Genomic DNA, 22,518 nt, shown 5'->3' on the forward strand with positions numbered 1-22,518 from the left:
TTTTACAACCGTAAGAGAATTCATGGTTCTTTGGGCTATGTTTCACCGGATCAATACGAGGCCATGTATTACAAAAAGGTTGTGTGATATCTCTTATTTGAGTGTCTACTTTCTTGACAGAGATCCAAATAAATGTTTAAAGTGAGGTCATTATAAAGAAATATAGCCTTTAATCTATTACCCCTGAATCGGATGTACTTATTATGATACCTAATAGATTTAGGGGCTTATAGCCCCCTGCCTTTTTACGATAAATCAAACTGTTGTTTCCCATTTCTAATGGGTAGACGTAAATTCAGCATCAGAACCTCTGCTGCGCTTTTCACACCGCGATATAGTGTATCTTCATTAAATTCAGCATCTATATAGTATTCAGCAATTTGTCTTAGACTCCATCCTTGAATCTGATAATGTAATAACCATTTGAAGTGCTCCTGAGTTCGCTTTTCTTTTCCTTTGACGTAACCATGTTTGTCCATGAACTGCTCGGTTCTTTCCTTATACATTTTTTTGTATGATTTGAACCATGTATCGATTGTGTCCTCAAAAGATTTCCATGTTTCTGTTCTTGGGTCCCATCCTTTACCACTTTCCCAATCCCTTGGTTCGTAGCTCTTCATGTCTTCGTTATTCATTGATTGTTTAAGCATAAAAGTTTTTCTATGATCATAATCCAAGATTTCCTCAAAACTATAATTATTTAACCCGAACAAACTAATATCTACTCTGTTGGGAGTAAAAACAAATGGGAATTGTGTATTAAAGAAATCTTTATTAAAATCACTAGCTTTAATTCCTGCACTTGCTTCCAACTCAATATCATCAATTTCAAGTTCAAACATATTTAAAGCGGAGGATAATGATAATTTTTCTCTGTTTGGTCTTGAATTACTCTCTAGACGTGAAAAGTACCAATCTAATGCAATATCTGAAGGCACTCCAAATTGTCTTGAGTATTCAATAGCATTCTTTTTGCGTTTATCTCTGTTCTCCTCTTGAATATCCTCATAATAATAATAAAGAGCAGTTAATCCTAACTCTTGGTACAAATCATTGTGTGAATGTAGATTATATTTCTCAGTCCAACTTAATAGTTCCTTCTTCAGTGATGCGTAACCTGAGTACGTAGAATCTTCTTCTGAAACTTTGACTAGGTGCCATTCAGAAGGTTGCTCCCTATACGATAGTTGGTGTTTTAAGAACCATTTCTGAGCTTCATCATAAGCATTTACTTTTCCCCGCAGATCATTAATTACCTCTGGAACCATTTCCTCAATTAATCTTGTAAAATATGACACTGAGTCATATCTCGTCTTATCCAGCAGCATCGGATAGCTAACAGCTTTAATTCGATCTGGATGATAATACAGTCCACCTTTCATTCATATGCCTCCCTATTTAATCTTTAATTTAATAATAATGATTAAGTTAAAAATAATAAAGGAATTACATATTTTTTGAATAATTCAAGTTGGAGCATCGTCCAATCTTGTCCGTATTTCGGATAGATTCAGAAGGAAGCACATCAAATAACCCCATTCTATTTTGAATTGGGGGCTTTTGTTTTATTTGCTCACGGGTTTGACTTGTACCTCAGATTTGTTTCATTTAACATCTTCTTCAACCGTAGACTCAATGAGATAATAGTGTTTTCCTATATTCTCATTTTCACCATATATAGTTGGATTATACTGTTAGTAGATAGTCTTCAAATTGCTGTCCACTCATTGTGTCAATTTTTGAAATATCAGAATCTGAGATACTTCTTAAATACGCTTTTCTTCTAAATCTATCTTCGTTCAAGTAGTAGATAAATGCTCCCAAACAAATAATTCCGATTAGTAGTTCCATATGTATCCTTGATAAATAATTTTACTTTTACTATTCTTTAAACTTTTTGGGTAGATATAATAACATTTCGATCAGTAATTATTATCACTCTTTTGAAAATACGAAATCATGATAGCACCTAGTAATATTGTTAAGATAGCCATCAGAATTTTCGCTAAATTAAAAATTAAACCAAACATATACTTCTTATCTCCGCGGTTTTCCATATATTCCGAATTCATTTTGTTGATATCATTAGGATATTCAAACAATTGTTTTTTTGGTCAAAAGACAATTTAGGATCATCAAGTGCTACTACTATTTTATCTATAATTTTAAAGTTAGTGTCTACAACTAATTTTTCTTTAGGATTTAGTTCAAGATTTAAGTCAAATTGTTTAACCATAGGCAAGGCTACATTTTGTATAGCTTCCTTTATTAATTCTGGTGCAAGATCATAATTTATTACTTTAATTTCTTCATAATCATCTTTAGTTGTCATATGGATTTTATCCCCTTTAGAATTAAATAATATAAACTTACTTCGTATACTCAGTGATTTAAAATATTCACTTACAATGAAATCAGCGTTTTATCTTTACATCATACTTATTCAATAGTGACACTTTGTAATCTAACACCATCGGAATTGTCAAATTTTGTTTTCTTCGAACCTTCAATCATCTAAGAAATTATGACTGATAGCTTGTTGTATTTTTATTACAGATTCAAACGTTCTTACATTTTCTTAATACATGTTTTAGTTGTTTAGCTTTATTTATCATCAACAAATTCTCTGAGAAGATTTGTGAATAACGTTACTTTTCCTTGAAACACAACATACTGTCCAGATATATTTAATGAATTTTCTTGTTTATGTTCTATTACTCTTTCTTCTAATACTTCTATTACATTTATTAATACTTTGAGAACTATTTGTATTTCTGTTTTGGTAACTCTCGTGGGTATTACACTCAAGCCTAATAATTTGGTTTTTGCAGTATTTATATCCACGGTTTCTTTGAATTTGTTGCCTTTTATGCCATACCCCTCATGTAAATTAAAATCACTATAATCAATGTTCCCAAAATTATTACTATGGTGAACTTCTCTTTTCCATATATAAGCGTGTGTAATTACATCCCTAACACAAAGAATTTCTTTAAGTTTCTCCGAAAGCTCTGAATTCTTATAGTCATACTTAATTGAATCAATAGTACTTCTGTTTGGTTTTTCATTCTTAATAAGATATCCTGCCCAATCTACAAAAGACTCTATATATGTGATAACTATAGGAATTACTGCCGCTGAGAAAGAACTTTCTAAATAAACTACGGAATGGAAATGTGGTATATCAGGATGGGCATTTTCTATTTGTTCTAGTAAAGTAGCAATTGGTTGAGTTAAATAGTATCCAACTACTTCGTGCAAATCCATTATTATTTTATCTTCTTGCATTTGTCAGCTATTCTCCAATCCAAATTAACTATAGAATATGTTCATTTACTTTTGAATATCCTTCGATGAGGAGATAAAATGAATGACTCCGGCTAATACAAGAAATAAAATATAAACTATAATAATCCATGGGTGTTTTTACTGATTGTTCCAAGTTCTCCATTTTGTCGGATTAGTTATTTTATCGTAATAAGCTTCATCATAGACCTTACTGAAATAATATTATTAAAACTTCTACTCACCGTTCAAACTCAGAATCATTATTTATCCATTCCATTTCCTCGATCTCGACAATTCTCTTAAAATCCTCAACAACATCATGGATATAATCTAACTTTCTCAATAGTTCATAATTGAATATATCTCTAAGTTCCTCAACATTGACTCCAAACAATTGGAATTGTTCAACATTTATATCCTTAAACTGATTATTGAATTGTTCAATAAATTCATTGGAAGCATCAATTTCATTATAAATATGTTTTGTTAATTGTATGTCTAACATATGAGGGTCTTCATCTGGATACTTAGTCTGTGCGATATCTAAAAAGTATTGATACTTTAGTTCATAACTTAAATTAAAGGAAGCAACGATTTGTTTATTGTGAAATATTTTATAACCCCATTCATGATCTTCAGCATTACTAAAATAAAGTAATGGGGCAATCTCAGAAAGTACATATAAGTTCTTGTAAGTATCATCTTTGCTTAAATACTCATCTTCCATCAGCATGACAATCCATCTTTCATTAAGCTCATGAACATGGTATCCATAATTCCCCACCTTGATAGTGCTTGAAATTAATTCAAAATACTCTTTTAGGAATAGCGTCCCTACTGTAAATTCACTCATTAATTAAACTCCTAGCTTTTATTTTTATTTGTTATATATCCTTTTTAGATAACTTTATTAACGTAGCCCTAGTTTATAAGTAAATTCTCCTTAATTTTCCTGTGACAATTGTACCACAATTTTACAAATGTTGACATGACAAAAAAGCCGTTTACCCAACTTGTGCATGGGATATTCGGCTTATCATTTGTTTATTTTCTTTATGTTAACAACAAGCCCAACCAAATGCCAGTACATCCTTGTGCTTGTTACATTGAGTAATATGACCGCATCCAGAATCTCCAAACATGTAAGGCAGATTAATCTCAGAATCTATCTGAAATATTAATTGCATTTTCTCTTGGCATTTTGGACAATTGGGATACTCAACACCCTGTACCCAACTTGGGTAACCGCCTAGTTTATCTCCAGTTGCAGGATTAAGCGATTCATAGAGTTCACTTTCTTCATCATCAGTAAAAGATAACCCCATCTCATTCATTTCCTCGATATTGGGATAATCAGCAATTTCATTCCAAGAAAGTATAGTCTTAGCTGGATAAAATTTAGATACATCGATATCAGATCTCCCACTATCAATTGGGTTGATTATTCGCAAAAAGGTACTTTTAGAAAATGGAAAATAAGCTTCACATTCAACTTCACAGAGAGGTTCTTCATTCAAACAATAAAACATTTGTAGTATGCCTTTATCTATACCAACATATGATTGAAATGATTGAGGAAGTTCAGATAAGCTTAATTGGACAAATAGCTGCATAGGCTTGCTACAGTTTTGGCATATTGGATATGACTCATTCTCTGAGATATAAGGTGTTCCTGAAAATTTGCTCGCTATATTTGAACTGTCACCGTCTATAGTATCTGGAATCCATGCTTTCTTTTCAAGTGGCTTTATCTTATTGATTAATGTTGTCATTTTACACTCTCCCATTATGCATTCCAACCCTCATATTATACCATAATATTACATTTTTCGACACAATAAACCCGAATCTGTACTACTTTTAGTCTAAATTAACTTATTAAAATATAGTGTTTAGGACATTTAAGATACATGAATAAATGCCGAATTCGGCTCCAACAAAGGCAATAATTTAGTCAATAATACATTTTTCTGGTCAAAACTTGACTCTTCCACGCTTCTTTCCTCCCACAATAAAATAAAAGCCCACTCCGATTTGCTGAGTGCTCTGCCGAATCATTTCATTCTGCTTTAAGTTAAGAATATTTTTCCATACAATCGTGCAAACTATGGCCTAAAGGCGGTGACTAATTTGGACGAAAAAGAAAATCATGAACCAACCATTGCGCCTGGTATGAGTGATCACCAAGAGCTCGAAGAAAAAGCTACAGAGGAAGAAGTAAGTGAAGGTGAATCGACTTCAGTAACGCAATTATATTTGGACCGCACTCCTGAAAAATAAGCATCGAATCCACTTTTGCTCCAACCGGAGGAGTAATTTCCTCCTTATCTCCCCCTAACATTTCCTTATTTCGATTCCTTATTATGCCGCCACTCTGGAGCTAAGCACCTCTTTTTTTGTTTTGAAATTGAAATATATATTGTGGATATAAGCCTTCTTATCGACCTTCTCCCTAAAAATAGTCATGCTACGACAACGAACTTCGAGAATCTTTTTACCTGAATTCGGATAATCTATTAATATATCAGACATTGATGGAGGTGCTTTGATTTGAAAGAGATTATTCAATGTGGTACCCGCTCTACGGATGAATTATGTAAAGCATTATTTGAATCAAAAGCATCCAAAATTCGGTTTGAGATAGAGGATGATGATTCCTTGACCGAATCTACTCTCGATTCAGAAGCATCGACAATCCAAGTAGGAGAAGAGGATAAGGAAGCAAAAATGGTCAAAACCCAAAATAAAATTATGTCTTTGTGGAATGAAATCCTTCATTAACTTGTAAATGGATGGCTGCTTTTGGGTGAAACCCTCATGATCCATTCTAGGGCTAGGGCATCAGCACATGAATAACTTCGATAAGCACAGGTAGCACCACCAATTTCCATAGAAAAGTGGATTCGAACTCCTTAAGTCAAGACGCAAGCATAAGCTGGCTCGAGTAAACGTAGAATAAGCTCATCCCGATCAATCGGAGATGAGCTTATCTTTACTTAAATAATAAGGACGCACATACTAACGTTTAAGAACCACGTCATCCGCAATGAACTGGCGAATTTCCGCCAATAATGATTTAGGGTCGAATGATCCCTTTTGAATAACATTCTTCACATAGCCGTTCAATTTATTTCGATCTTCCGACGTAATTGTTTTCGCAGTCAGCACCACAATGGGAACTGCACTCCAAACATCTTGCCTACGCAGTTCTTCAATGAATTGGAAACCGTCCATTTCCGGCATCATCAGGTCAAGCAAGATAAGCGTAGGCACTTCCTTCTCCATACACTCCAATGCCAATCTGCCATTTCCAGCTTGAGTTACCCTATAGCCCTGTTTGTGCAGCAGCTTGGTCATCAGTTCACTTGTCGTCGTATCATCTTCGATAACGAGGATGGAGTGGTTGGTGTGCTGAGGTACATATTTCTGCATCACATCTATCAGCCGTTCTCGTTGCACCGGTTTCATCAAAAATTCGGAAGCGCCAAGCGCGTAACCCAATTTCTTGTCGTTTGTCATGGACCAAATTACAACGGGGATGTCTGCCAGCTCAGGGTCGCTCTTCAGTGCCGACAGTACACTCCATCCATCCATACTCGGCATGAGAATATCTAGACAGATCACTTGGGGCCTAAGCTTCCTGGCCAGCAGGAGCCCCTCCTGGCCGCTTTCAGCGAACGCCATTGTCCATCCCTCTCTGGAGAGATAACGTTCCATCAATTGCTTGTTAAACGGCTCGTCATCGATGAGAAGAACGCTCACCTTGCTGTCTTTTTCCACATTTTCGAGCTCGGTTTCAGCAGACGTGGCCGTAGCAGCTCCTTGTTCTTTCGGAGCTGTTGGAATCCAGCATATAAAGGTGCTGCCGGCTCCAAACTCGCTTTCCACGCGAATGTCACCACCCATGATGTTGCAGAAGCGTTGACTGATTGCCAGCCCAAGTCCAGTGCCTCCATATTTTCGCGTTGTTGAAGAATCGGCTTGCGTGAAAGGCTGAAACAGCTTATCAAGCTGCTCCTGTGTCATCCCGATACCCGTGTCTTTAACACGGAAACAATAACCCGCTTCGTCCCCTCGTGCTTGTGGGAATATATCGAAGTCGATATGGCCGGACTTGGTGAATTTGCTTGCATTACTGAGCAAGTTGATCAAGATCTGACGCAGCTTCGTTACATCAGTTGTAATATTACCTTTCTCACAACGGGTTTCCACCTGATTGCCGTTCCCCTCAATCAATGGTGTGACTGTCATCATCACATCCTGAATAAGTTCTGACAACTCGTATGTCTCCAGGTGAATTTCCATTTTGCCAGCTTCGATCTTCGAAATATCAAGGATATCATTAATAAGTGCAAGCAGATGATTTCCCGCCTTGCTGATTTTCCCGAGATCATCCACGAAGGTAGGCTCGTTAAGTTCCTCCGCTTCTTCTTTCAACATTTCGCTGTATCCAATGATGGCATTGAGTGGCGTTCGTAGTTCGTGACTCATATTGGCCAGAAATTGACTCTTGATCTTGTTCGCATTGATGGCTTCATCATGGGCTTTCTCAAGCTGAGCGGTACGTTCCGCAACCAGCTCTTCCAAATGCTCATTTAACTGCCGCAGCTCCTGATTAATGATATAAATTTCATCTGTTTTTTGCTGGATTTCGGAATCTTTATGTGAAAATCGTCTGGAAATGTATATCCCAAGCAGCGATAATCCAAGTGTGAATAACGTTCCGCCCGCTATGAAGTAAGCAAGCCATTTCTGGTCCAATACCATACCGGAAGATAGCTCCGTTTTTCCGCCCAAATGAAAGTCAGCAGCCATCATACCAATATAATGCATACCTACGATTGCGGCTCCCATAATCAACCCGCTTCCGAGCTTCATCCAACCATCACCGCTTTCCCCATCCTTGCGGAAATAAAAAGATAACCATAATGCTGCAATAGCTGCAGCCAAAGCGATAATAATAGAGAGCGTAAAATAGAAGGGGTTATATGTAATATCAACCTGCATCGCAGCCATTCCAATGTAATGCATCACTGAAATACCTACCGCGAGCAGCAGTCCTCCAATGAGTAATTGTCGCAGGGTTAACTGATTGCGACCGACAATATACAAAGCAATAAAGGATGCAACAATAGCTGCCAACATAGATATAAGAACAAGTTTCAAATCATAAGCGATAGGTACCGGAAGCGAGAAGGCAAGCATCCCGACAAAATGCATCGACCAGATACCCATACCCATTGCAACGGCACCAAACAAGAGCCATAGCCAACGGTTTCTCCCATGGGATGTACTTATTCTCCCTGTCAAATCCAGAACTGTGTAAGAAGCTACAACTGCAACGATATATGAAAATATTACAAGTACCGTATCATGTGAACCATGAATATGCTCCACTTAAAATCCCTCTTTCCATTATATTGCCTCCAATCAGGCTCAGCGGACCAAGGAAAGCTTTTTCCTCACCGCCACCTGACAAAGGTAAGTTCAACATGTGTGATTTCAATCTGGCAAGCCACTCTTGTCCATCCTTTGCGAGCAACTCTAATCCTTTTTTCAAAGTACCCCCCATCGATTTGACCATCGAACATAGATATTATTCAAGAATGAAATGGACATTTAACCATTTTGCTTTTTCTACTCCCCTTCACATTCAAAAAGATAATAGTTGCCGCTGGCGCAGGCAAGCCTATTATTAGTTCAAGTTATTTTATCATAACACTATACACTGTATCTCGGAATTTTGATTTTGAATTATTACTATTTAAATCGTCTGGGCGAAATTTTCCAGAGTCTCCTATCTTTCATATCACTAAATTTACATATTGTATACAATCATTTTATATAGAGGTGATGAAACAAACTTATACTAATAATTAACCACCCTTAGAAAGGAGAGGTAAATCATGCATTTCTATTATTATGATGAAGACAAGGAACTCAATGAAGAGTCTGTTGAAAATTCTTCTCCCAAGAATGAAGTACAACCGATCGTGGTGTCCCTTCTTTATTTTAATGGAGTTATAGATGAGTAATCGAATTTTGAAAAGAAACCTGGAGGAGACTGTATGATCGTATTCGACGTAATTGTGAACGGACAGATTCAAGAAACTTTACAGCCTAAAGATCAAAGACTTCAGGAAATGTATTGGTTCATGGTAGATCAAGTTCAACTTATTAAAGAGAAATACGGAGAAAACTTCCAGATTTCAAAAAGAACAATGGAGGTTTACCCTCAATAAACGTTGATTTTCATTCACTTAGAGGTTGGCTTTCTTGCGAGACCCGAAAGGAAACCTCCGGTTCAAACTATACGTTCTTATCTCAAAAAAAATAGGTGAAGGAATAGTTCCTTCACCTGCCTTATCACTATATTCGGATAGGTTTTCCCCCTATTGTTACCTTGACTCGAGAGAGCCGAGTTTTTGCTTGATGCTGCCGATAAAAATTAAAATTCAGCTCCTTGATGTTGTCGGTCAAGTAAGCTGATTTATTGCTGTCTTTCACTCTATACTTGTTCAGTGCTGCGATCATTTCGGTGTCAGACTTTATTCCAATGCCATGCCCATAATACTTACCATCTTCCAACAAAACAACGTTCTCCCCTCTCCACCATGGAGTTACGGGAGAGAAATCGGGATTTTTGAAATACAGTAAATCACCAGCCTCGGCTTCCTCTTTATTATTTTTTTCCAATAGTCGTAAGTTGCTGTTTAAATGCCAGTCAAATATTAGCAAATCCGCGAACAGCTTATTAAATTCCTCGGGATCAATTGAATCCAATATCGCTTTGTATAAAACGATAACGACAGCGGTTGAGCACTCAAACGCATACTTTTTACCGTTCGAGAATATATCATTTATCGCATTTTGTGGAGTAACCCCATCCTTCAGCTGAAATCCTCCGGACTCCGTAAGTTTCCAAAAATCTTCATTGCAGCGTGATTCTTTAAAACTTGCGAAGCGGGCACCGGATTTACTCAGCAGCCGAGCGGCTGCCACAATTCGAGCCCGCATATGCAGCTCAAATATAAGCTCATCCACAGTTTCATAACGCTGTTCAGTAGGACTACTTTTCTTTTTTTGGAAAATGATCCGCTCCTGCTCGGAAAGCATACTCTCGTCGAAATCAGCAAGTTTGTTCCCGGCGATAACGATCATGGGCTATCCCTCTTTTTCATGTAGTTTCTCTTAGTGTATGGCCCATTTTGGAATAGGTGACTGGAATCTCATTGACTGTTAATTTGTTAAATTATTCACAGAAGATTTTGGCTCAATCTGGTAGAATAATGTCGAATAATATCGAATAAGGATGGATGCTCTCTGGACAACCAAGGCGTGACTCAAGAAGAACTATCGCTTCTCCTTTTCGGAAACAATGATAAGGCGCAAACTTTTGAGCTAACAAAAGATAATGATTATTTACCAAGAGCGAAGCGGCGCAGAAAAAAGAAAGTATGGATAAATCGATTTTTTTACAAAGTAGAGAAGAAGTACTTGTGAAGCCTCGTTCAATAACTGCAACTTTCTGGAAATACAGAGCGTATACTTAATAACCAAGTAAAAGGAGATTGTTTATGAACCCCTCTGCGCTTTGTATGATTGGTGTTGCATGTTTAGGGTTTGCTTTCGCAGGAAAGGATCTTTGGAACTCAGCTCCTGCGTTTGGTTGGCTCCTTGCTGTGTTCTTTTTCTCAGGCGCTTTTTTTAGTGCCCTTAAAAGAAGACGCTAATGACACAACCTCTAGAAGAACGTGCCCCGCTAACGACCATTGCCAGGATCATGAAAAAAGATTGCCAACCATCTACCCAAACGGGCTCGATAAGCGGCAATCTTTTATTTCATTTAGCCTTACTTAACTAGTGCGAAATAAATGACATACAACCAACTCAGCAGGCCGTGAATAATAGCCCAGAGAATGGATTTATTTGTAGTGTAGGATATAACCATTGCCAATGCTGTACCGAAGCTGATACCGGTCTTGACGTAATCTGAACCTTTCAATTTCGTCACCCCTTAAGAAGATTATTGCCAACTTTTATTATTTATCATCGCTATAGAATCATTTCCCTTCATAATCCTTCCGTTTAGATAATATTCGCATGTATACGAAAATAGCCCATTCGAAATAAATGAGCTACATTATGTTTTCAACCATAGATAAGTGGAACTGTTTAAGTTTATCTTTCTGTTTTTAATAAGGCTTCGATTTCGCTTTTCAACAATAAATATCTATGGGCACTTCTCATAACTTTAACTTTTGTAAGTCCTTTTTCAACTACATATTCCTTCATCTTGTCCTTGGACAGGTTAAATAAATTTCCCGCCTCAGTAACTGTCATCACTTCTTTGTTGCTTGTGTTTTCGAAAGTCTTTTTCAATTTTTGATTCCAATCCTCAAAGACTGCCATCATGTATGCCCCCTCTTCTTTGAAAAGAATATAACTGTTACTTATTAAACAGAACTATTCTCCGCATCTGCTGTACTTTAACCTAGTATACCATGTATTGACCAATAAACTGTAAAACAAACGAAAAGTATAACTGCTCGCTTATTGGCCGCCACAATTAATATTTCTTTTACGTATGGCTAATACTCCAATTACATTCGCCAATTACAATGAAGACATCTCAGGGTGCCGGAGGTATCGATATTATGAGGAAAACAAAATTACTTGCGATTATCTGCTTGGCTTCTTTATCTATCCTGGTTATAAACGAACTGAAAAGTAATTTCGTACTCGTAAATCCTATCCCAGCCGATCCATTTGAATATGAATTTGAGCTGTTAAATGGACAAGTCATAGCAAATCCATACGGCGTTACAAAATAATAACTTTCGGAATTCAGATTCCTAAGAGGGCCGCAAAAACGGTTCTCTTTTTTTAAATTTAATTAGTGTTAATACCTTATTTATTTGGTAAAATTAACCTAATGGGTTCGAATCCATAAAGGAGATGTTTATCGTGAGTAATGATTACCAAAAACCAGTTTACTATGATGGAAGCGGCGTCCTCTCATGGCCTGTCAGATTATTTGAAATCAAGGATTTAGTGATCAAGCCCGCTAATATTGCAATTGAACCCCTGCTTTTTCCTGTATTTCCTCATCCTATCCAGTCTTAGAATTTTTCCATTTATTCTCACGCTGAACTTAATGTTAACTTCATTATATTATGTTATACACAGACCGATATATTACAGCAGAAGAGTTGATTAGGGGGCTTCCTGCCCTCTTTTTTTATTTCACAAAAGTTCATTAAATTTGGATATTCAGTTTATAGTTGGTTACCCTAAGATTAAAAACCACACTGCATAAGGAGTATATTATGATTAGTAATCGTGAAATTAAGGGCCAGATCGATGAGCTGACTGAGCATAATCAAATGCTGACTCAAGAGCTGCAAGAAATTAAAGAAATGCTGCAAAATCAGGACTCTAGCCAGAAGCAAGCACAAAATAAAAATAAAAGCGATCAACAAAATCAAAGCAGTAATAGCAGCAGTGACAATCAAAGTGATAGCGGCGGAAATCAAAACGAAAGTAACGATAATCAAATTTTTAATATCGCCAATGATTTTATAAAACTTAAAGGTTTAATAAGCAGTCTAGAAAAGAAAATGCAAGATTACACTTCAAATAGTTCGAATAGCTCCAATAATAAAAGTTTAACCGAAGAGGACGTTATCAACTTAATGCTAACTATGATGAATGGAATGATTGATTGGACAGTGGATTTTGTATCCAGTCAGAATAATAAAACGTCCAGCCCTCTTCAGTAGCTTCAACTATATATGACTAAATGGACCTGACCCTGTAGGGGGAAAGGTCTATTTTTTATGACAAATAATATTTATTAAGAAATCTGTTAATAATGGATACTATCTACTGGAAGGATGTGCTGTTTATGAAAACAATCAAGCGTATTCCGCTGCTGTATCCTATTTTTTTCACCTCACAGCTTGTTAAATATACAGGAATTATTATTTTCCTTATCGTCTGCTCGATTCCTAAAGGAAGCTATCATTTTACCCGCTACGCTTTAGGTTACTGGAGATGTGACTGCTGCAACAAAACTTATTGGGCAAACCATGAATACTCCTTATCAGGCCATTCCGATCATAAAAACTGCCACAATTGCTATAGCCCCAAATATATGGACTGAAATGAATGTATGAGTCCAATAGAATGGCCCTCAATCCTTTACATCGGAGGATCAAGGGCCTAATTATTTATTTAGCTTTGCCAAAGCTATTAATACCTACCACTTTACAAATATAGCGGCCATCCAGCTCTTTTCGTAAAACTTCCCAAAAAACATTCGTTTGCCCCTCCATCTGGCCGCGTGATTTAAACACTTTTCCTTTAGGCAACTCCACTTTGGATCTCACTTTAAGCGTCTCAATATCTCCGAGTTCATAGCCTATTTCTATCATCGTTATCTCCTTGTTGTGGGAACCGGTTATTTGGGTTTGGTCAATATGTTCGAATGCATACTCTTAGTACTAACTTTCATATATTCGACAATATTTGGAATTTTCCTTTTTATTTAATTATTAATTAAATTGTCAGAATCTTTAAAATAATTAGCTTGACTTGAAAATGCTTACAAATATAAGCTTTATTTGTAATATTCTTTAGAGAAAAAATTAGGAGAGTGACTGTTATGAGTAATTATGTGCTAAAGACTGAGGTAGAGATCGATCCGTCAAACAGCTGCCTTGATGATTACAACAGATTCATTACACTATCATCTAAAGAGCTAGACACTCTCCAAAAGGATAACACTTCAGAGCTTCACAAACTCCAAATTGAATTTGACAATCTTCTGGATGAATTAAGATCAATGATCAAGACTTATCCATCAACCAGCTACTTAAATTGTGCTTGACCCTAACTATGCTTACTAACATTATATTAATGTGAAGACCTGACCCCGTTTAAAGAGTCAGGTCTTTTGTACATAAAAAACCCCTCTTATTAATATAATTCGAGGGGATTGTCATCTATTTTATAAATTGCTCATGCGTTCGCTTTTGTATTTCTTCAATCCATTACATGCTGTTTCCAATTGGCTATATACATGAGCTTCACGGGATGAATCTGTCATCATCTCACAGGCCCGTACCAGACTATCAATGACACTGAATAGCTCAGGGTCCGTTCGATAACAATCGAATGTTAAATCCTGCATCTCTTCGAGCTTTTCCTTATATCCTGCATAAGTATTCCATTGCATCATGTTAATCAATTCCCTTCTCCTAAGAATGAATTAAATTAATACATAATATATAAGGTTTAGTGTGTCTTAATTATCATTGTAGCGCTTACAATAATATTTTACAATATCTTTCAAAAATATATTAATCCAAAGCTCGTCTTTATGAAACATAGTAAACTGCTTCTTATCCATCTGGCAGCTTCCCTCCTATAAACCTTCCCCAAGGCCCATGACTTTGGGTGTAGTTCTTTTTACTCATTAATATGCTAAAAATATGCTATAATCAAGAAATTAACACAATTCTAATGATTTTTTTATTTTTAGCTTCACTATTATAGAAAAAGGCTGATTACTTATGTCTAAAGCAAACAAAAGAGAATATTTTCGGATAGGACTAAAAATCCCACTCTCGGCTCAATTAAAAATTGTCGGCATTAACAATATTTTAGTCGATACCAAATATGCCCGTATTTTTGTAACCGATATTAGCGCAGGCGGTTTACGCGTCCACTCTAAATTAGACCTTCCCCTAAATATAGACCTGCTCCTGGAATTTATGTTTTCACTGTTTCATAGTGAATTGAAGGTTCTCGGTACTATCGTACGAAAGTCTGTCATATCGTCCTCCATGTACGAGTACGGAATCCGGTTCTCCTTGGATGAAAACCAGCATACTCTGCTTATGGGACATTTGAACCTTCTAAGCATTCGTCTGAGGCAATCCAATATTATTTCGAGCTGCAGCTTCTGTTCAGAGGAAGAAATGAAGCAATTTTATTCGGCTAAGTAATTCCGATAATATGAAAAAGAGGCAGCGCTAAAGCTGCCCCTACTATCCCAAACATTCATTTTCCAATCACAGCTACACCTATAACCTATTTACTCCCTTAAAGCGTCTTTCAGCTTAGTAGACATGCTGCTGCTAAGCGTCTTGTTGTAGTATAAATCCCGCAGCTTCTTCACTTCCTGCTTTAAACGAACGTTCTCTGTTTCTAATGCATTCAGCTGATCCAGCTTCAGAGCTTGCTGTTCAGAAGCATCAATCCATTGTACAAGATCCGGGTTTTCATAGCCCGCATCTTTACACAGCTGCTCCAATGCAGCTCGTAGTTGTTTATAATTGGCCTGGTATGTCTCTGGCATCGGTTGCCTCCACTTTACATTACTTCATCTTTAGTACTGATCTTGAAGCCTACATCCTGTACGTTCAAGGCTTAATATAAAAAGTTTACCACATTGCTCCCATTCCCTCCACACTGAACAGGAAAAAATCCATTCTGGCAACATAAATCGGCTTTTCAAGGGTCAGTAATGATCAAAAAAAAAGCATCCCTCCAATAGAAGAGAGACGCTTTATTCGCCTTTATTAAGGCTAGACGTAAGCCTTGCCTCTGGTAAGAATACATGGAACACCTTTGCCAACCGCCCCGGGCTGTGACATTTTCTCCAGATAACGGAGCCCACGTTCACATTTTCTGCATTTATTGCATACATCGGAGGTCACTACCTTCATGTTAAAACGCTGCTTATCACCATTAGGCGGTGGCGTATTTTTCTTCTTCACTTTTTTGCCGCTCATCACGTTCACCTCAACATAAGTATTGATGTATACTATGTGACTTGAGGCGAATTGGCTACAGAAGGAGCGTTACATAGCGGGCTTGCGAGGAGCAGGTACTCCACTTAACAGACGGCCGATACGAAAGCGGCTTAGTAGAACAGCCAAACCAACAGATAACAATGTACATAAGACGAAAGCTATAATTGTCCGTACGGATACGTTCCAATCAGGGAATAAGGAGTCTGCTATGTAAGTTGCTGCAGTGAGCATCAGAGCATGAGCCAAATACGCGCTGTATGAATAATGTCCTAGAAATGTTAGCATCCTCTTAATCCATTGACCTGCCGATTGCTGAATAATAACTGAAATAATGCTCATCGCGATCACAGAGAAAATTAAGAACAAGGCCATAAAAGGCTGCACCAGCAGCGTATCATTATATTGAATTACCAATCCGGATTTCGTTTGGAAGCTCGCAGTAATTTTATAAAGCAACAGACCTGAAATGAACACATAAATGAAAATGAAACTCGCTTTCCAGTTCATGATCCGCCTTTTCCAGCCTTCAACATTCAATCCCACTACTGCACCCATCAAGAAATATAGATAAAAGTAAAGGGCATTGCGATCTGCATATTCCGTAAATAACGAGCTCAAGACGGAAATATGGAGCATCTCAGCAGCATTACCTATCACTGAAACCTGCCCAGTAAGCAGCACATAACCAATAGTCAAAAGCCCAAACCCTACAGCTAGCTGCCATGGCTTGCATGATCGACGGATTCGTAACAAAGCTTTTTGAATCAACGGGAATAAGAAATACAGTTGAATAACCATAGCCACATACCAGAGGTGATAGCATGCCGTACCCGTGAATAGGTACAAGGCGATCTGTTTAGTTTCCTTCCACAGCTCGAGATGATCGCCCCCGAAGATTAGCGCATACACAATCGACCAGACCGCATAAGGCAGCACGATATCTTTACACCGTTTCCATACGAAAGCCCCATAAGCAATATCTTCTTTATAATTATAGAAAAGCACCAGCCCGGTAATAAAAATAAATAAAGGTACGGCAAATTTAGCTGCAATTAAAAAAACGGCGAGCATGACGCCATCCTGTAAGCCCGCCTCCGGCAAATATGCATAGTGTCCAATGGCATGCTGAAGCACAACGGCCAGAAAAGCGAAGCCGCGCATATATTGAATTTCTTCAATTTTGGCCTGTTTGGCCATAACGATTCTGCTCCTCTCGATGTCATCTTGATGGAATCGATCCAAAGTTAGCGGGTTGATTGGAAAAATTCAATCCATTCCCCATCTGGACCATGAAAGAAAAAATAACGTGAGCCATTCGGCAGCGTTATAATCTCTGAATCAATAAGCTTAACATGCTGAAGCAGCTTAATACGTTCGAATTCTTCCTCCACATTGTCGACAGTAAAAGCAATATGATGAACTTTCCCTTCCTGCGGCAGCTTATCGTTATACCCCTGGATAAGCTCAACTTCGGTTTCACCGGATTGATCGAATCCAAGAAATGCAAGTTGAATAACCCCATTGGTATGAAGCAGCGTGTCTTTTAATACGAGCCCTACCACTTCCCGGTAAAACCGGATGGATTGCTGTAAATCGGACACCATAATTCCTATATGCTCAATTTTTTTCCTTGCCATAGTGGTTACCTCCCAATTATTGTTTATTATCCATCTTATCCAATATTGGACACGTATACAACTCAGGTCGACCTCTCATTCAAAAGAGTTGGTATCTCACTTGTAATTATTTCGTAACTTCGATATAGTTAGTTATAGAAGAACATGGTGTTATACTACTTAAGGAGTGATTTTATGATCCGTATTTATCCTTCAACTTCCCGCCATTCTTCCGATCATGGCTGGCTGCAGAGCAATTTCAGCTTTTCCTTCGGCGATTATTACGATCCCGATAATACAGAGTTCGGGCCGCTGCGGGTGTATAACGATGATGTGATCGCAGGGCATCGAGGCTTTGGAGCACACCCTCACCGGGAGATGGAGATTGTGAGCATCGTCTTGGAAGGACAGCTTAAACATGAGGATAGCACCGGACACACGGCGATAACCGGCTTCGGTGGCGTGCAGCGTATGTCCGCAGGTACTGGAATCATTCATTCCGAAGTAAATCCGTCGGATGAGCCCGTTAGCTTACTGCAAATATGGTTTACACCGGATCAGCGCCAACTAGAACCCTCTTATGAGACCTCTAACTATGACCCAGCCAAGCTGACAAACAATTGGTTGCCTATCGTATCCAATCAATCAGGCCCTGGCATAGCCCACATTCATCAGGATATGACTATCTATATGACCAAGCTTGAAGCAGGCAAGTCCCTTTCCTTTCAACAGAAGGAAGGACGCAGAATCTATGTGCACATAATTGAAGGTACCGTTACCCTTAATGAAGGCAACCACTTGAATCGCCGTGACGCAGCTCGAATTTCCGATTTATCTTCTCTTACCGTAAATAGCGAACAGGATTCCATGCTGTTGCTGATTGATTTGCCATAATCGATTGAAAGAAAGGAGATGATGACCTCATGCAAGCCGAAACGAAAAAGCATTTATATATAAAACATGCCGTAGGCAGCCGAATGTTATTTGATGTTTCCGGAAGGAATAAAGCATTCGAATTATCGGATTGTTCAGGAGGCTGGAGGATTGTCATAGCTGACGTGGAACCGGAAACTGCCCAGCTTCTGGTATCCAACGATATGGAGCTTAATATTTTTTATTTTGTAGAGCAGCCTGGACAGCCCGTCCAAAAAAACTGGTTATATGATAAGGATCGTCCATTAATTTCCTATGATAATGTTTCGCGCCAATGTGTAATTCAGGTCGACTCCAAAATGGACTATAATAACGAAAAAGTGTGACCAATCCCTCTACGTCCGCTCTAAACGGATGTTATTTGTATACACATACTTACAAAAAAACCGCCAATCATCTAAACTCTCAGATGATTGGCGGTTTGGCCGTTCTTAGGAGCCTAACACTTTTTTACCGCGAGGTTTCGAACCCACAGCATCAGGCTCCAAAGTAATGCCTATCGTATCGAATTCACTCTCTGCAGGATTCAGATCATGCGTCAAAAGGCCGCTCCCATCGTCATTAACCCTGAAGGTCCCCCCGTTGAACCTGGTTCCTTTCTTGACGATCCAGACCTGATAAGCTTGATCTCCCGCATTTTCTCTAAGACCATTGACCTGTACTACCAATTGCTGCTGCTGCCCCTGCTGCTTGATCCAGCAATGACCTTTCGCTGCAGGCATATTAGGATCGAAGGCTTTCAGTGCATATTGCTCTACTACCTGTGCAGGAGCCGCAATTTTACTGCCTGAAGGGAAACGTGCTATACCGTATTCATTGAGTCCCCAGCCCACCGTAGCCCCTATCAGGATGCATACGACTGCCGCAGCGGCAAATGACCATCTACTTCGCCTTGGAGTCGATCTAATTTTGTTCACTAATGGAGCCGCTTCTGGCTCGGTCACTATTTGCCCGATTGAATTCACAGGCTCATGAATCTCTTGCAAAATATGATTCAGCATTTGTTCTTTAACCGAATCCTGAAGCTCCACTTCCTCCATCTCAAAGGGGAGTGTTCGCCAGATCTGTTCCAGTTCTATTAATTCATCTCTGCACACCTGACAAGAACTCAAGTGAAGCTTGAAGGTTTCTTCCTCTTCTGGCGGTAATTCTTTCAGGAAGTAGGGAAACACTTGCTCGCAGAGGTTATTTCCTTCAGTCATGGCCGTTCACTCCTCTCCGTCAGGTTTCAGTTGCTTACGTAAAGTTTTTAACGCTTGATGCAATCTGCTTTTTACCGTTCCCAAAGGCTCTCCGTTACTCTCAGCAATTTCATTTAACGTATAGCCTTCCCAATAGAAAAGGCGAATAAGCTTGGCTTGGCTTTCCGTTAAAAAGCCGTAGGCCGCCTCGATCTGCTGTTTAAGCAGCATACGTGAGATTGGATCCTGGAGCTCATCCTGCTTATACAAGCCTGCGAGCTCAGCCTCCGTTGAGGTTTGTTCAAAAGAAACAAGACATTCCTGCTTACGCTGCTTTCTGAGTTGATCTATAGTGACATTTCTAGTCACAGTAATAAGCCAGTTAACAAACTGGCCTTTGCTCGGATCATAGCCCTTTTCCGTCGTCCAGATGCGGGTGAATACCAATTGTACGATATCCTGAGCGAACTGGGGATCACTTCCCGCTCCTGATTTGACGGCAAACGAGTAGACGAGCCGCACGTAGCGTTCATATAACATACGCAGAGCAGCGCTTTGCTTTTCTTTTATCTGCTGCATCAATTGCTCATCCGAATATAGCTGCACGTGATCGGCGCTCCTCAAGTCGCTAAGGACTCCCTCAATATAAGTAACGAATAAAATAGCCATACAGTTTATTGTTATCTTCTTATATTTATAATTTTTTTGCAATAGGTTGGCCCTTTGTTTGCATAAAAAAAGCCCGATAACCCGGGTTACCCCAGCTATCGGACTCGCCTTGAATTACTTGACTATAATCGTAGCTTTCATTCCTTCCTTATGTGGTTGGCAATAGTAAGTGTATACACCAGGTTTTGTGATCGTAATGGATTCCGATTCTCCCTTGCCCAGCAGCTTCGTTTCAAACACCGGCTTACCATCCTCATTTAGCAAGTCGGACACCGCATTATGCATGACTGGATCGTTATTTGTAAAAGTAATAGTTGAGCCGGCCTCAACAGTAAGTTCTTTCTCAGAAAAAGCAAATTTGGCAATTTCAATTGAGTATGATTTAGGGTCAGCTTTAACGGCTGGCTTTGCGGCGGCAGTCGGATCAATTACATACCACACCTTGCCGACATCTTGACCTTTTACCTCCCCAGGCTTCATGTCTTTAACATAATAATACAATGGCCAGCCTTGGTAAGTAGTTTGCTTAGTGCCGTCTTCACGAGTTATGGTTGCGAAATCAGCGGCTTTCAACTCGCCCATTACAGGCAGATGTTCCGTATAGAAGATCGGCCAGTTAACTTCGCAATTGCCTTTACAAACGCTTAAATTTGTCGAGTCCTTCGTATACAAATACAATGCCATCCCTCTGGAGTCTGCAATATACTTGCCTAGCCCTTCCTGACTGGCAACTGTAACCGCAGAATGATTCAGGACCATCCATACTTGATTTACGCCCTGCCCTTTGACATCCCCAGCTTTTTCGTCCTTGGCATAGTAATATAATGGCCATCCCTGGTACGTAGTCTGCTTTTTGCCATCCTCGCGTACAATTGTCTTGAAGTCGGCCGCTTTCAACTCGCTTGGAACCTGGATACTCTCCGAATAATAAATCGGCCAGTTCGTTACGCATTGGTCTTTACATGTACTTACATCCGTTGTGTCCTTCATGAACATATATAATGTCTTGCCCGCTCCGTCTACCAGATAGGAGCCAAGCGCAGCATCCGTTGCTATACGGATTGATGCATACTGTGCGCCAGACGCTTTTGCAGCATCAACGACCTTTTGTTCGACCAATGTGTCAAGAAGCGTCTTGCTGCCTCCCTTTACTTTCACTTTCAAAGCTTCAACTGTAGCGGTTGCAATATGCCCATTACGAAGCGAACCCGCATTCGCTACTTGCGACAAGCCTAAGCTACCCGAAAAAGCCACTGTTTTGTCATATGTAAAATCACTGTCTTGCTTGTAGCCTAGTGATTCTAGCAATACTTTGTAGTATTGCTGTGCGGTTATTTGTCCAGCAGGCTCGAACATACCCTTGCCGGTTCCCGACCAACCCAGCTGCGGGTTCGCTTTTAAATAAGCAAGTATAGACTTGTTGCTGTCGCTTACCAGATTAGCATCGGTGAAGTTGTCTTTACCGCTGAAGCTGGCAGCGGCTGTTTCCAATCCTTTTAGACGAAGAAATAAAATAGCTGCCTGCAGCCTTGTAGTCGCTTTGGCCAAATATGCGTCGCTTACACCATTGCCATCACCTTGCAGTACGCCTAAATCTGCGACAATTTGTACATCCGTTTTAACTTGACTTGGAGTTGGTGCCTCCGCTGCCCATGCTGGAAATGCGCTGCCAAGCATGAAAGCACCTGCCAATAACCATGCTGCTGCTTTGCTTCTTTTGCCCATACGAATTCATACCTCCCAAGAATAATAAAATTAGGTTCAATTAATCTACTCATCTCAGGAAACGTACATAGTAATGAAAGGGTTTTATCACAGGTAAAAATATATCCTGAACTTCAATTGCAATCAATAGATCGCCTTATGGTGCCAAGAGAATTACATGAATCTCACGTGCACATTAACTAAAGATAATTCGAACCATAGGAAAAAGAGCCCTACGTGGAATACCACGCAGAGCTCCTTATGTACTATTGTTTAAATGTTCTCTACAATAGGAGTAGAGGATTG

At 39.0% G+C, this 22,518-nt stretch carries 29 protein-coding genes; 10 read left to right on the plus strand and 19 right to left on the minus strand.

Annotated elements, in window-relative coordinates:
- Positions 1–245: 245 nt before the first annotated feature.
- The 5 genes from NV381_RS27065 to NV381_RS27085 form a co-directional block, all read right to left on the minus strand.
- Positions 246–1,382 (minus strand): hypothetical protein, encoded by a 1,137-nt coding sequence (locus NV381_RS27065; protein WP_258216424.1) that lies wholly within the window; start codon positions 1,380–1,382, stop codon positions 246–248.
- Between the two features lie 686 nt (positions 1,383–2,068).
- Positions 2,069–2,332: a hypothetical protein gene (locus NV381_RS27070; protein WP_258216425.1), complete on the minus strand. Its 264-nt coding sequence runs from the start codon at positions 2,330–2,332 to the stop codon at positions 2,069–2,071.
- A gap of 272 nt (positions 2,333–2,604) precedes the next feature.
- A complete protein-coding gene (locus tag NV381_RS27075; protein ID WP_258216426.1) occupies positions 2,605–3,288 on the minus strand; it encodes a hypothetical protein in 684 nt (227 codons plus the stop codon).
- Positions 3,289–3,526: 238 nt separating this feature from the next.
- Positions 3,527–4,141: a hypothetical protein gene (locus NV381_RS27080; protein ID WP_258216427.1), complete on the minus strand. Its 615-nt coding sequence runs from the start codon at positions 4,139–4,141 to the stop codon at positions 3,527–3,529.
- A gap of 205 nt (positions 4,142–4,346) precedes the next feature.
- Positions 4,347–5,060, minus strand: a complete 714-nt coding sequence (locus NV381_RS27085) for a YwqG family protein (protein WP_258216428.1) — start codon at positions 5,058–5,060, stop codon at positions 4,347–4,349.
- A gap of 358 nt (positions 5,061–5,418) precedes the next feature.
- Here NV381_RS27085 and NV381_RS27090 point away from each other — a divergent pair, with 358 nt between their 5' ends.
- Both NV381_RS27090 and NV381_RS27095 read left to right on the plus strand, forming a co-directional pair.
- Positions 5,419–5,568, plus strand: coding sequence for a hypothetical protein (locus NV381_RS27090; RefSeq protein ID WP_258216559.1), 150 nt, complete (start codon positions 5,419–5,421; stop codon positions 5,566–5,568).
- A 270-nt stretch (positions 5,569–5,838) separates the two neighbouring features.
- A complete protein-coding gene (locus NV381_RS27095; RefSeq protein ID WP_258216429.1) occupies positions 5,839–6,069 on the plus strand; it encodes a hypothetical protein in 231 nt (76 codons plus the stop codon).
- Positions 6,070–6,306: 237 nt separating this feature from the next.
- Here NV381_RS27095 and NV381_RS27100 read toward each other — a convergent pair whose 3' ends face one another.
- Both NV381_RS27100 and NV381_RS27105 read right to left on the minus strand, forming a co-directional pair.
- Entirely contained in the window at positions 6,307–8,685 is a 2,379-nt protein-coding gene (locus tag NV381_RS27100; protein WP_258216430.1) for an MHYT domain-containing protein, read from the minus strand.
- Entirely contained in the window at positions 8,660–8,848 is a 189-nt protein-coding gene (locus NV381_RS27105; RefSeq protein ID WP_258216431.1) for a hypothetical protein, read from the minus strand. The genes NV381_RS27100 and NV381_RS27105 overlap by 26 nt, the downstream gene beginning before the upstream one ends.
- Positions 8,849–9,356: 508 nt before the next feature.
- Here NV381_RS27105 and NV381_RS27110 point away from each other — a divergent pair.
- The gene (locus NV381_RS27110) at positions 9,357–9,530 is read left to right on the plus strand and encodes a mechanosensitive ion channel protein MscL (RefSeq protein WP_258216432.1); all 174 of its coding nucleotides are present in this window, start codon (positions 9,357–9,359) and stop codon (positions 9,528–9,530) included.
- A gap of 127 nt (positions 9,531–9,657) precedes the next feature.
- On the opposite strand, the gene NV381_RS27115 is transcribed toward NV381_RS27110, so the two are convergent.
- The 3 genes from NV381_RS27115 to NV381_RS27125 all read right to left on the minus strand — a co-directional run bounded on the left by NV381_RS27115 (position 9,658) and on the right by NV381_RS27125 (position 11,700).
- Entirely contained in the window at positions 9,658–10,449 is a 792-nt protein-coding gene (locus NV381_RS27115; protein WP_258216433.1) for a protein-glutamine gamma-glutamyltransferase, read from the minus strand.
- 691 nt (positions 10,450–11,140) lie between these two features.
- The gene (locus NV381_RS27120) at positions 11,141–11,293 is read right to left on the minus strand and encodes a hypothetical protein (RefSeq protein ID WP_258216434.1); all 153 of its coding nucleotides are present in this window, start codon (positions 11,291–11,293) and stop codon (positions 11,141–11,143) included.
- Between the two features lie 176 nt (positions 11,294–11,469).
- Positions 11,470–11,700, minus strand: coding sequence for a DNA-binding protein (locus NV381_RS27125; RefSeq protein ID WP_258216553.1), 231 nt, complete (start codon positions 11,698–11,700; stop codon positions 11,470–11,472).
- 245 nt (positions 11,701–11,945) lie between these two features.
- On the opposite strand from NV381_RS27125, the gene NV381_RS27130 reads away from it, so the two are divergent.
- The 4 genes from NV381_RS27130 (at position 11,946) to NV381_RS27145 (ending at position 13,453) form a co-directional block, all read left to right on the plus strand.
- The gene (locus NV381_RS27130; protein WP_258216435.1) at positions 11,946–12,122 is read left to right on the plus strand and encodes a hypothetical protein; all 177 of its coding nucleotides are present in this window, start codon (positions 11,946–11,948) and stop codon (positions 12,120–12,122) included.
- A gap of 133 nt (positions 12,123–12,255) precedes the next feature.
- Positions 12,256–12,414, plus strand: a complete 159-nt coding sequence (locus NV381_RS27135; RefSeq protein ID WP_258216436.1) for a hypothetical protein — start codon at positions 12,256–12,258, stop codon at positions 12,412–12,414.
- A gap of 203 nt (positions 12,415–12,617) precedes the next feature.
- A complete protein-coding gene (locus NV381_RS27140; RefSeq protein WP_258216437.1) occupies positions 12,618–13,070 on the plus strand; it encodes a hypothetical protein in 453 nt (150 codons plus the stop codon).
- 125 nt (positions 13,071–13,195) lie between these two features.
- Positions 13,196–13,453 (plus strand): hypothetical protein, encoded by a 258-nt coding sequence (locus NV381_RS27145; RefSeq protein ID WP_258216438.1) that lies wholly within the window; start codon positions 13,196–13,198, stop codon positions 13,451–13,453.
- Between the two features lie 67 nt (positions 13,454–13,520).
- On the opposite strand, the gene NV381_RS27150 is transcribed toward NV381_RS27145, so the two are convergent.
- Together NV381_RS27150 and NV381_RS27155 are read right to left on the minus strand one after the other, a co-directional pair.
- Positions 13,521–13,724: a hypothetical protein gene (locus NV381_RS27150; protein WP_258216439.1), complete on the minus strand. Its 204-nt coding sequence runs from the start codon at positions 13,722–13,724 to the stop codon at positions 13,521–13,523.
- A gap of 575 nt (positions 13,725–14,299) precedes the next feature.
- Positions 14,300–14,539 (minus strand): hypothetical protein, encoded by a 240-nt coding sequence (locus tag NV381_RS27155; RefSeq protein ID WP_258216440.1) that lies wholly within the window; start codon positions 14,537–14,539, stop codon positions 14,300–14,302.
- Positions 14,540–14,864: 325 nt separating this feature from the next.
- Between NV381_RS27155 and NV381_RS27160 the strand changes: the two genes are divergently transcribed.
- The gene (locus NV381_RS27160) at positions 14,865–15,299 is read left to right on the plus strand and encodes a PilZ domain-containing protein (protein WP_258216441.1); all 435 of its coding nucleotides are present in this window, start codon (positions 14,865–14,867) and stop codon (positions 15,297–15,299) included.
- An 89-nt stretch (positions 15,300–15,388) separates the two neighbouring features.
- On the opposite strand, the gene NV381_RS27165 is transcribed toward NV381_RS27160, so the two are convergent.
- The 4 genes from NV381_RS27165 to NV381_RS27180 form a co-directional block, all read right to left on the minus strand.
- Positions 15,389–15,652, minus strand: coding sequence for a hypothetical protein (locus NV381_RS27165; protein WP_258216442.1), 264 nt, complete (start codon positions 15,650–15,652; stop codon positions 15,389–15,391).
- A gap of 229 nt (positions 15,653–15,881) precedes the next feature.
- Entirely contained in the window at positions 15,882–16,088 is a 207-nt protein-coding gene (locus tag NV381_RS27170; RefSeq protein WP_171653531.1) for a hypothetical protein, read from the minus strand.
- A 69-nt stretch (positions 16,089–16,157) separates the two neighbouring features.
- On the minus strand, positions 16,158–17,306 hold the full coding sequence (locus NV381_RS27175; RefSeq protein ID WP_258216443.1) for an acyltransferase: 1,149 nt from the start codon (positions 17,304–17,306) through the stop codon (positions 16,158–16,160).
- A 47-nt stretch (positions 17,307–17,353) separates the two neighbouring features.
- A complete protein-coding gene (locus tag NV381_RS27180) occupies positions 17,354–17,746 on the minus strand; it encodes a VOC family protein (RefSeq protein WP_258216444.1) in 393 nt (130 codons plus the stop codon).
- A gap of 174 nt (positions 17,747–17,920) precedes the next feature.
- Between NV381_RS27180 and NV381_RS27185 the strand changes: the two genes are divergently transcribed.
- Together NV381_RS27185 and NV381_RS27190 are read left to right on the plus strand one after the other, a co-directional pair.
- A complete protein-coding gene (locus NV381_RS27185; RefSeq protein WP_258216445.1) occupies positions 17,921–18,619 on the plus strand; it encodes a pirin family protein in 699 nt (232 codons plus the stop codon).
- A 29-nt stretch (positions 18,620–18,648) separates the two neighbouring features.
- Entirely contained in the window at positions 18,649–18,984 is a 336-nt protein-coding gene (locus NV381_RS27190) for a hypothetical protein (protein WP_258216446.1), read from the plus strand.
- 105 nt (positions 18,985–19,089) lie between these two features.
- Here the strand turns inward: NV381_RS27190 and NV381_RS27195 are convergent, their stop codons facing one another.
- The 3 genes from NV381_RS27195 to NV381_RS27205 all read right to left on the minus strand — a co-directional run bounded on the left by NV381_RS27195 (position 19,090) and on the right by NV381_RS27205 (position 22,233).
- Positions 19,090–19,860, minus strand: a complete 771-nt coding sequence (locus tag NV381_RS27195) for an anti-sigma factor (RefSeq protein ID WP_258216447.1) — start codon at positions 19,858–19,860, stop codon at positions 19,090–19,092.
- Positions 19,861–19,866: 6 nt separating this feature from the next.
- Positions 19,867–20,445 carry an RNA polymerase sigma factor gene (locus NV381_RS27200; RefSeq protein ID WP_258216448.1) on the minus strand — a complete coding sequence of 193 codons (579 nt, stop codon included), beginning with the start codon at positions 20,443–20,445 and terminating at the stop codon, positions 19,867–19,869.
- Between the two features lie 177 nt (positions 20,446–20,622).
- Positions 20,623–22,233, minus strand: a complete 1,611-nt coding sequence (locus NV381_RS27205) for a plastocyanin/azurin family copper-binding protein (RefSeq protein WP_258216449.1) — start codon at positions 22,231–22,233, stop codon at positions 20,623–20,625.
- Positions 22,234–22,518 lie beyond the last annotated feature (285 nt).

It is taken from the genome of Paenibacillus radicis (ex Xue et al. 2023), assembly GCF_024722015.1.
Lineage (GTDB): Bacteria > Bacillota > Bacilli > Paenibacillales > NBRC-103111 > Paenibacillus_S.